At 37.0% G+C, this 9,527-nt stretch carries 7 protein-coding genes and 2 pseudogenes; 4 read left to right on the top strand and 5 right to left on the bottom strand.

All coding sequences use genetic code 11. From position 1 onward, the window contains the following. Positions 1-286 precede the first annotated feature (286 nt). Positions 287-708 (top strand): annotated as a pseudogene (locus ACP69Y_RS16350) (IclR family transcriptional regulator domain-containing protein); the annotation flags it as partial. Positions 709-1,283: 575 nt separating this feature from the next. Here ACP69Y_RS16350 and ACP69Y_RS16345 read toward each other — a convergent pair. The 5 genes from ACP69Y_RS16345 to ACP69Y_RS16325 all read right to left on the bottom strand — a co-directional run bounded on the left by ACP69Y_RS16345 (position 1,284) and on the right by ACP69Y_RS16325 (position 7,266). Continuing rightward, entirely contained in the window at positions 1,284-2,174 is an 891-nt protein-coding gene (locus tag ACP69Y_RS16345) for a LysR substrate-binding domain-containing protein (protein ID WP_425919495.1), read from the bottom strand. 54 nt (positions 2,175-2,228) lie between these two features. Next, positions 2,229-3,581, bottom strand: coding sequence for an MFS transporter (locus ACP69Y_RS16340; RefSeq protein WP_425919494.1), 1,353 nt, complete (start codon positions 3,579-3,581; stop codon positions 2,229-2,231). Positions 3,582-3,860: 279 nt separating this feature from the next. Continuing rightward, positions 3,861-4,781 carry a catechol 1,2-dioxygenase gene (gene catA / locus ACP69Y_RS16335; RefSeq protein WP_425919493.1) on the bottom strand — a complete coding sequence of 307 codons (921 nt, stop codon included), beginning with the start codon at positions 4,779-4,781 and terminating at the stop codon, positions 3,861-3,863. 98 nt (positions 4,782-4,879) lie between these two features. Further along, positions 4,880-6,169 carry a salicylate 1-monooxygenase gene (salA, locus tag ACP69Y_RS16330; protein ID WP_425919492.1) on the bottom strand — a complete coding sequence of 430 codons (1,290 nt, stop codon included), beginning with the start codon at positions 6,167-6,169 and terminating at the stop codon, positions 4,880-4,882. A gap of 200 nt (positions 6,170-6,369) precedes the next feature. Next, a complete protein-coding gene (locus tag ACP69Y_RS16325; protein WP_425919491.1) occupies positions 6,370-7,266 on the bottom strand; it encodes a LysR family transcriptional regulator in 897 nt (298 codons plus the stop codon). Between the two features lie 186 nt (positions 7,267-7,452). Between ACP69Y_RS16325 and ACP69Y_RS16320 the strand changes: the two genes are divergently transcribed. The 3 genes and pseudogenes from ACP69Y_RS16320 to ACP69Y_RS16310 form a co-directional block, all read left to right on the top strand. Further along, positions 7,453-8,901: an aldehyde dehydrogenase family protein gene (locus ACP69Y_RS16320; protein ID WP_425919489.1), complete on the top strand. Its 1,449-nt coding sequence runs from the start codon at positions 7,453-7,455 to the stop codon at positions 8,899-8,901. A 68-nt stretch (positions 8,902-8,969) separates the two neighbouring features. Further along, a complete protein-coding gene (locus tag ACP69Y_RS16315; RefSeq protein ID WP_425919488.1) occupies positions 8,970-9,212 on the top strand; it encodes an alcohol dehydrogenase catalytic domain-containing protein in 243 nt (80 codons plus the stop codon). 146 nt (positions 9,213-9,358) lie between these two features. Then, positions 9,359-9,527 (top strand): annotated as a pseudogene (locus tag ACP69Y_RS16310) (IS6 family transposase); the annotation flags it as partial.

Raw genomic sequence — 9,527 nt, 5'->3', positions numbered from 1 at the left:
TCTGGGTTGATCAGTCATAAGATGTTTATTCCCAAAGGCACTAATACAATAAAATGTATATACACTATATATACATTGTGAAAATTAAGCAACCATTTAATTTATTGTTTTTTATTAAAAATATTTTTGAGGATGAAATTTTTTCTGCAAATTTAAAATAATGGAATCTGATAGCTACAGCAATATTTTTAAATATATAAAAATCTCGGTATTCTTGATGGGATGGCAAACCGGACATTTCTATTTAGGGTTTACAATTCTAATAAATGACCTAATGTAATTTTGGAGTATGATCTATTTGGATGTCGTACAAGGGAAGGGTAATGTCACCGCGTCGCCAAGTCGGAACCCATTTGCCGATTTCATCTCAGCTCGATGGGGCGTGCATGTTTGGCAGCGATGCCTGAAGATGAGCGAGAGTTTCTAATGCATGCGATTCGTCGTAAACACGCTGCTGAGTGGACTAAGATTCGACAAGATTTAGAACAGGCATTTAAAGATTATCAGGATTATGGTTACTGCCTCTCAATAAGTGAATGGCATAAGGGCGTGAACTCGGTAGCAGTCCCTTTTGTACATGAAGAACATGGTCTGTTGGTGTTTAATTGTGGGGGCTCAAGTTTTTTACTAAACCAAGAAAAAATTCAAAATGATATTGCACCGCGCTTATTACATATGGTGAATAATATTAGAAATGAATTGGGTTAGATATTGAATGAAATTATTATGAATTATTTTTCAGGAAGGCTTTAAATCATCATAGCCATCCTGAATTATTAAAATTAATTTACACAATTATATAAAGAAATTCAGATCGAAAAATCAAATGTATATAACAAAAACATTAAGTCATTAATTAATACAGTTGACCTGCAAGCGGTTGACCTGAAGTAGAGTAGCATTGTGTTTTGATAGTTAACTCATCAATGCACATAGGATAATAATTATGAGGTTATTGTTCATTGCGATACAAAGCTAAATACGTACCTTCTACATTCGAAAACCTGATTGATCCAGACCTGACAGGACATTACTTAACCTGAGTTCGACGAAATCCGCTTAGCCTTTTAGCATATTTTGGAAAGTTGGCTTATTTGGATTCAAGCAATAAGCCACTACAGCAGCCATAATATTCATCATTTTGGTTATTAGGTAGGACATTTCTACTTGGGAATAGCAACATCTGCTTTATTTTTAAAATCAGTATATTGAGTATTTTTATTCTAATCAGGAAGTAAAAGAGCTATCTATCCACAGCATAAACTACGTTTCAATATTTGAATCTAAAGGAGTCTAAAAATATTTTGTAAGGTTTGGATAAACCAAGTTCGAGCCTCTAGATCATCTCGATGATTATACCAATTAACACTGACGTTAAAGGGTTTTACGGCAAAGGGCAATTCAAAAACATTTACTTCACTGTTACGCTCATATACTTTCGCTGCACGTGAAGGTAAGGTAACTAACAACTCAGAACTGCTCACCACATCCTGTAAGACACTAAAATGTGGCAGCTCAAGCATAATATTTCTTTTTAAACCTAGCTCTTTTAGCTTTTGATCAATTTCAATGTGTCCGGTAGAGGATTTAATGGCAGCATGCTTTTCCTGTAAGTATTGCTCTAAACTGAGCTGCTGCTGTACGCGCGGATGCTGTTTATGCACAATACACATATAACGTTCTTCAAATACATTACGCGATTCTATTTTTGGCATAACGGTATAGCTGCTATTAAATACTGCGACATCTAAAAAACCGTCAACAAGCCATTCTTCCACTTTATTTGATTTTATTTCTTCAATTTCAATCTTGATGAAGGGTGCTTCTTTGGAAAGGTACTGAACCAGTGAAGGCAGTAAGCATATTTCACCTAAATCTGATAAACCTAACCGAAATATTCGAGTGGAGGTTTTGGGATTAAATTGTTGCGAAGCGGTAATCGCCCTTTCAATTTCAGCAATAGACTGACTAAAGTTTGGATATAAACTTTGTGCCAATTTGGTCGGCTTGACGCCAAACTTATCCCGTTCAAACAGCGGATCATTTAAAAATTTACGTAAACGATTAAGATTATAAGTAACAGAGGGTTGACTTAAATTCAATTTTAAAGCGGCATGACTAATGTTTTTAGTTTCATAAATAATAATAAAAACTTTAATAAGACTAAGATCAATCAATGTTTAATCGTCCAAAATCAAACAGGGAGGTTTCCCTCCCTCAGTGAATTATTAAGCTTGTACAATTTCAGCTTTTATACTTTTCTTCTTTAAGCGATAGTAAATCATGGAAACACTCATCACTGCTATTATACAAGGGATCGAAAGCGCTATAAAATTATAATTGATTGGTAAACTTAAGCTCAGTAACCATCCACATAAAATTGGGCCCAAAATCGCGCCTAAACGTCCAACGCCTAAAGCCATACCTAAACCCGTTGCACGAATATTGGATGAATAAAATTGCGACATATAAGCCAATAATAAGATTTGACCACCAATTGAAGCAGCACCCGCAATCGCAATACAAATATACAGGACAAAAGTAGGCAGATTGTAACTCAGTAAAAATAATGCAATCGCACCACTCAAAAAGAGTGTACATAAGACTTTGGCTAAATTAAAACGATCAGCCAAATATCCACCACCAATTGCACCCAACATCCCACCAATATTCAAAGCAAGCAGAAAAACTAAACTGGTTGATAAATCATAGCCAGCCTCAACCATTAATTTAGGTAACCAATTTCCTAAGGCATACACCAGAACCAGTGCCATGAACACACTGCCCCAGAATAAAAGTGTGATTGGCCCACGACCCTCTGCAAATAAATCTTTCACAGGCGTTTTTGAAGTGGCTTGATTTTCATGATGCAAACTAATTTGAGTCTGGGCGTTATAAGTAAGACTACTATCAATTTGTTTAAGAACTTGGAATGCCTTTTCAGTTTTCTTTCTACGCACTAAATAGTCAATGGATTCAGGGAGTAATAACCAAATCATAGGTATTAACAAAAGTGGTACTCCCCCTAAAAGAAACATGATTTTCCAACCATATTGTGGAACCAACCACATACCTAACAAGGCTGAACACATTCCTCCGACGGCATAACCACTGAACATTAACGAAACTAAGGTAGCACGTAATTTTTTAGGGGCATATTCAGTCATCAGGGCAATGACGTTCGGCATTACTCCGCCTAAGCCCAGACCTGCTAGAAAACGAAAAATACCAAAACTTTGCGGATTAGATGCATAACCACACAAAAAAGTAAAAATACTGAATAAACATATACATAAAATAATTAATTTTTTTCGGCTAAATCCATAACTTTCTAATTTATCACTGAGACTACCAAATATAATGGCACCAAACATCATGCCAAATAAGGCAATACTGCCGAGGAATCCAGCAGTAATGGTATCAATTTGCCATTCCACCATGAGTTTTGGCAGCGCCACACCATAAATAACCAAATCATACCCATCAAAGATAATGATGAGTGCGCTCAGTAAAATCACACGCCAATGAATGGCTTTTAGCTGAGCATGATCCATGACTTCATTTGCATTAATATTTTGCATTACAGACCTCCCTGGTCATATATATTGCAATAATTTATTTTACGGGCCTAAGATTCATTGCACACTGTTACTTACCGTCTGAAGTGAGAACGAGCAGATGACTATGCATACCGCATTTGTATTTAATAGTTCTGCTAAGCCGTAGTCACCTTTACAGGAATTATTGTTTACGATAAACAGATCTGTCAGACCAAGTTTGATTAATCCTAAGTATATCTTTGAGTGAAGTTTATAATGATTAAAGGATGGATAGGATCAACCAATCCATCCTGAAAGCAATTAAGCGCTTGCGCGGCGACGTTCAACTTCAGAGGTAGGCGCAGCGTCCACATCTTTAACCAGTTCAACATTGAACTGAATGTGTTTGAAAGCTTTGTCTAAACCACGACGCGCAATCTCAGCTTCATCCGTTACATCTTCAGCCGTTGCCACTAAGCCATCACGTGTTGCAAATGCGAAGTCATCCCAAAGATACTTGTCGCCTTCAATATTGAATTGCGTGGTTAACTTACGGTAGCCCGGTGCAGAAACAAAGTAATGCACATGAGAAGGACGATTGCCGTGACGGCCTAACTTGTTGAGTAAAGCCTGTGTGGTACCGTTTGGAGGACAGCCATAACCTACAGGCATAATCGTTTGAGCGACATATTGACCATCTTGATCGGTAAAAATAGTACGACGAAGGTTGAAATCAGATTGTGATTTATCGAAGAATGAGTAGTTACCCAAGCTATTGGCATGCCAGACTTCTACTTTGGCACCTACAATAATATTACCGTCTGTATCGGTTACAATTCCTTCAATAAAAAGTACATCTACCTTGTCAGACTCTGAACCATCATCCATACGCGCAAAGCCGACTGATTCAGGTGCACCCGCCACATAAAGCGGACCTTCGATGGTACGCGGTGTACCACCTGTAATACCTGCTTTAGCATCAGCTTCGTCTGCACGAAGATCAAGATAATGCTCAAGCCCCAAGCCTGCAGCCAAAAGGCCGAGTTCGTTGGCTTGTCCGGCATCGGTAAGATATTCGAGACCTTTCCATACTTCACTTTGAGTCAGATCAAGATCATCAATAGTCTGGAATAAATCAGATACCAAACGTACTACAACTTGTTGAACGCGTTCATCTACGTGACCTATTGCAGTGTCTACATTCATTTTTTTAACTAAAGTGTCAATTTCCTGACGGTTCATACTATGACTCCTTAAGTATGCTTATTTATTGGTGGCTCGTGTTTCTCTCATCATGATTGAAACTTAGCAGCCTTTCCTTTTCGATTTGGCTTCTAACTTTAACCTGCCAGTTTTAAATGCTGCTGAATGTCCAGCTGTAATGCTGTGGTAGCATTTTCAATATCTTGTTCAAGTGAGTGTTGCCATAACCAGTCAAAACGATGCGCCAAATGTGCCCCGATTTCTTCAAAACTTGGATAATCAGGTGAATAAAGCTCGTAAATTTCCCCTGACTCATGTGAGGTATGTTGAACCTTGACTGCACGATCTAAACGGATATCTTCATAAATTTTTGATACCAATTTAATATTTTCTGCTGTGAGCTGTGGATTGGCTAATAAGTTGGCCAAGATCAGTGCGTCTTCCAAGCCTTGCCCTGCGCCTGCACCCTGATGCGGTAACATGGCATGTGCTGCATCGCCAATCACAATGACATTTTGGGTTTTATTTTTATAGGTGGTTAAAGGCGGTGTTTCATGTAAGGCCCAAATCGTCGGTTGTTCAATCAAATTCAATAATGCCTGACAACTGTCACTCCAATCTGCGAAGTCATCTAACATGTCTTGTTTAGAAACGGGTTTAGTCCAGAGCGTATTTTCAGGCAATGTCGTTTGGGTACGGTCTGATTTAAAGGCAACAATGTTAATTTCTTCACCCTGACGAATTGGGAAGGTTAAGATATGTTTGTCTTTACCTAATAGCATTTGAGGCACTTCAGCCAATTCTGGATCATTACCAAGCTCTTGAACGGCTTGTTTAAAGTCTTCAAATTTAATGATTCCACGATATGCCCAAGTTCCAGAGAATTCTGGACTCACACGTGCGAGTTGGTGAGAATCAAGCACATGGTTACGTATTACAGAATGGATACCATCACATCCGATCAGATAATCACATTCAACACGCTGCCCATCTATAAATTGGATTGAAACCTGATGATCTGTAGCCTTAATTTCTGTTACCCGTTTGTTAAAATGCACATTGTTCTGGGGAACCAAAGGAATCAACGTATCCAGAAAATCTGCGCGATGTACAGAAGACTGTCCCACATTCGGAGCTACAGAAGCTGATAAGTATTCATCATTATATCCATTACGCCATTGAAACCAGATATCGGTAAATGGAGCATTTACTTTATCTGCGATACTTTCATATTCGTTCGCCAAGCCTAATAAGTGAATTGCTTTTACAGCATTTGCACCAAAAGAAATTCCTGCACCAATTTCAGAAAATTGGGGTGCGGCTTCATAAAGATGCACATCTAAATTTTGATTTTTCACCAATTGTGTAGTAAGTGCTAATCCTGCAATCCCACCACCAATCACCGCAACTTTAATCTTTTTGTCCATTTTTAGCATTCCTTACTAAATTGCTTAGATTTCCATCATTAGCTATTTTTCAGAATTTATCCAATTTATATTTTTTAACTTGAACTATCTATTTTTTTGATACTTATTATTTAAAAGGATATGATCTAATTAAAAGATATTAAATATCCGATTCATAAGGATGGTGATTTAAGTGGATCAGAATTTTGAATCAATCAATTTCACAAAACACTATTTGTTAATATTCCAAATTTATTTTTAATAAAATCAATGAAATACTTGTGTTTTAATTGTGTGTAATTATTTTCTAGATAGACCATATATAAATTTCTATGCAGTGGATTAAAATCTACCAAGCATTCAACTACTTTTCCTGATGATAAATCAGCCTGAATATCCCAATTCAATTTATAAGCAATTCCTTGGCCTGCCAATACCCATTGATGAACTATTTCACTACTACTGCTAGCCAGATGAGGTGAGACTTTTACTATCGTATTTTTGCCATTTTCCATAAATGGCCACTCACTAAATGTATGCCGATTTCTAATCAAACAGAGACACTGATGATCAGTCAAACTATAGGGACTATCTGGTATTCCAAACTTTTGAAAATATTCAGGAGAGGCACAATAAATTTTTTTACCTTGAATGAGTGGAACAGAGCAGTAATCGATCTCTAAAGGAACCTCAATCTGAAAGGAAAAATCGAGTTCCTGCTCCATTAAATCTACTTTAGAATCAGATAATAATAATTCAATCTTTAAATGAGGGTATTGTTCTGCAAATTCGGCAATCCAAGCTGCTAAATGCTGTTTCCCAAATTGATTAAGTGAACCAATTCTTAATCGTCCAGTTAAAAAGTCCTGTTCACCTTGTAAGTTATTTTCCATCTTTTCAAGTAGGGACAAAATATGCTGGGTATTTTCTAAAAAATATTCCCCTTTTTCCGTTAATTTGAAACGACGTGCATTCCGCTCAATTAACTTAACGCCGAATCGCTGTTCGATCTGAGATAGACGACGGCTCATTGATGGTAATGAGCTTTCTAACACGATTGCCGCACGTGTAAGTGACCCTGCTTCTACAATTTTTAGAAAAAAATCCAGGTCGTTCACTTTGTCTCTAATTTTCATACTTTCATTTTATGAAACCTAAACTCTCATTTTAGCCTATTTTTTCTTCTTATTTATAGTTCATATTATCCAAACTCAAAATAAAGAATCTATTATTTTGAGTTTTCAAATACTGATAATCTATTCTTAAACTACAGAATGAATCTGGGTCCCTTCAAGGAGAAATACATGTCACTCGTTCACATTTCAGGATTTATAAATGGCGATTTTTTACCCATTTCCACCCAGACTCAGCCTGTATATGATCCGGGAAATTTTACCCATCAAATTGGTTCTATTAGTAATACCAGTTTAAATGATGTCGAAAGCGCTATTAATACTGCACATCAAGCTTTTCTTAGCTGGAAAGACAGTAGTATTGCTGAACGTCAAAACTGTTTAAAACAAGCTGCTGATCTCATCTTTCAACAAAAAGATGAACTAAAAGAACTGCTTATTTCCGAACATGGCGGCATGCTCTGGGAAGCAGAAACTGATTTTTATTTGGGTTCAGGTGTAATGAGTATGTATGCTCAGGCTCCGGATGATCTTTTGGTACCTAAAGAAATTTCAGAAGAAACAGGTTGGATACGAATTCATAAAAAACCTAAAGGAGTCATCTCTGCAATTGTGCCGTGGAATATGCCTATTGTATTAACCATGATGAAGTTAGGCCCTTTATTACTTGCAGGTAATACTGTGGTGTTGAAGCCTTCTCCATTCTCAGCATTGGCTTTAACTCAATTGCTTGCCAAAATAGCAGCAATATTTCCGAAAGGTGTGATTAACGTCGTACATGGCGATGCAGATGTCGGAAATATTTTAACGAGTCATCCTCTGGTTCGTAAAGTTGCATTTACTGGGGGAACAGCTACAGGTACAGCCGTCATGGCAAGTGCAGCTCAAACCATTAAAGATGTCACTTTAGAATTAGGCGGAAATGATGCCGCTATTATTTTAGAAGATATCGATTTTCAATCTATTCTTCCAAAATTATTAAAGGGCGTTTTTACACGAAGTGGGCAAATTTGTTTTGCAGTTAAACGCATATATGTGCCGAAAGATAAGCTTGATCAATATTTCGATCTTTTCTGTGAAGAGGTTGATAAGTATAAAGTTGGACATGGTCTAAACTCAGAAGCAAATTTTGGCCCACTCAACAATAAAAAGCAGTGGTCGATCGTACAGAAATTTATTGAAAATGCAAAAGCATCGGATCAATGTGAAGTACGTGAGTTAGGTCAAAAGCTAAATCCAGAACAGTGGGGTAATGGATACTATGTATTACCTCATGTAGTTAAAACCTTAGATAACTCATTAGAGATTGTTCAGCAAGAACAATTCGGACCTATTATTCCATTGATTGGTTATGAAACTGTAGAACAAGCAATTGAATATGCAAATGATAATGAGCAAGGTCTATGTTCATCTGTTTGGTCTGACAATATTGAGCTTGCCTACGAAGTTGCACAAAAGGTAGAAGCTGGTAGTACATTTATTAATAGCCATAGTTTTGATTCTTTACAACTCGGCATGCCATTTGGTGGAATTAAACAAAGTGGGATTGGGCGTGAATTAGATATTAATGAAACATTGAAATCTTATCTTGAGCCCCATTCGATTCGATTAATTAAATAAGAATTTAAATCATATTAATTCAGATGTTATCTAGCCAAAAGCTAGATAACACTTACATTTAAGGAAAAATGTATGAAAATCAGAGCTGCACTTGCAAAAGAAAAAATTATCCATTGGTTATTGAAGAAATTGAAATTGATGAACCTAGAGAGGATGAAGTTCTTATAAGAATAGTCGCGTCGGGTGTTTGTCATACTGACGCAGACTCAATTAAAGGAAATGGTGCACCTTTCTCAGCAGTATTAGGATATGAAGATTCAGGTGTTATTGAAAGAGTTGGTTCAAGTGTTACTAATTTGAAATATGTGTGATGTGCTGTACTCGGGTCGTATCATTGAAGTTTCTGCCGTGTTTTGGCAGCGCTTCAGAATCAACGCCATCAATATAAGCTAAATGGCACTGTTGCAAATAGCCATTGATGATAAGCTAAATAGTTTTTTAGCTAAAGGTTCAGCATATGAATCCCTTCAATGGTCGGCATTTTCAGGGCGAAATTATTCTTTGGGCTGTACGCTGGTATTGTAAATATGGCATTAGCTATCGTGAACTTCAGGAAATGCTTGCCGAACGTGGTGTGAATGTTGATCACACTACTATTTATCGTTGGGTTCAACGTTATGCTCCTG

The sequence above is a fragment of the Acinetobacter sp. TSRC1-2 genome (assembly GCF_049895885.1).
GTDB lineage: Bacteria > Pseudomonadota > Gammaproteobacteria > Pseudomonadales > Moraxellaceae > Acinetobacter.
Note: the sequence above shows the minus strand (reverse complement) of the source record. Positions and strands in the feature narration are given on the sequence as shown.